The following is a 683-nucleotide window of genomic DNA, read 5'->3' on the forward strand; positions in this document are numbered from 1 at the left end:
CGGGGAGGACGCTCACCACTTTGTGGTTCATGACTGGGGTGAAGTCGTAACAAGGTAGCCCTAGGGGAACCTGGGGCTGGATCACCTCCTTATACGAAGATATCACGATAAGTGTCCACACAGATTGATTAGGTTTAGAAAGTAAAAGAGACGAAGAACTCCCAAGTTCTTCAAATCCAGTGTCCCGTTCGTCTAGAGGCCTAGGACACCGCCCTTTCACGGCGGTAACAGGGGTTCGACTCCCCTACGGGATACCATTGGGTCGTTAGCTCAGTTGGTAGAGCAGTTGACTTTTAATCAATTGGTCGCAGGTTCGAATCCTGCACGACCCACCATTCTTTCTCCGCGAAGGAATTAAAACTATCGTGGGCGATTAGCTCAGTTGGGAGAGCACCTGCCTTACAAGCAGGGGGTCACTGGTTCGAGCCCGGTATCGCCCACCATTCTCTAAAAATTCTTGGTTAYTTAAATATCCAAACCACTTCTTTTGTCGYTGGTTGGTTTATTTGACTCTGAGAGTCTTTAGAAAATGCGAATTTTAGAACAATGGTTCTGGAAGTCTCATGCTCTTTAACAATTTGGAAAGCTGACTGATTGATTACTTACGAGTAATTCAATCAAATTTAAAAGTTCTCAATGTTTATCTTTATTGATAAACACAACAAACACATTCAAGTGTCTTG

At 44.5% G+C, this 683-nt stretch carries 3 tRNA genes and 1 rRNA gene; all 4 read left to right on the forward strand.

What is annotated here, in order from left to right:
* Positions 1-92 (forward strand): 16S ribosomal RNA (locus tag L4C33_RS22680); the annotation flags it as partial.
* 89 nt (positions 93-181) lie between these two features.
* Positions 182-257, forward strand: a tRNA-Glu gene (locus tag L4C33_RS22685).
* Between the two features lie 2 nt (positions 258-259).
* A tRNA-Lys gene (locus L4C33_RS22690) sits at positions 260-335 on the forward strand.
* 32 nt (positions 336-367) lie between these two features.
* A tRNA-Val gene (locus L4C33_RS22695) sits at positions 368-443 on the forward strand.
* Positions 444-683 lie beyond the last annotated feature (240 nt).

The organism is Vibrio makurazakiensis (genome assembly GCF_050337375.1).
GTDB lineage: Bacteria > Pseudomonadota > Gammaproteobacteria > Enterobacterales > Vibrionaceae > Vibrio > Vibrio makurazakiensis.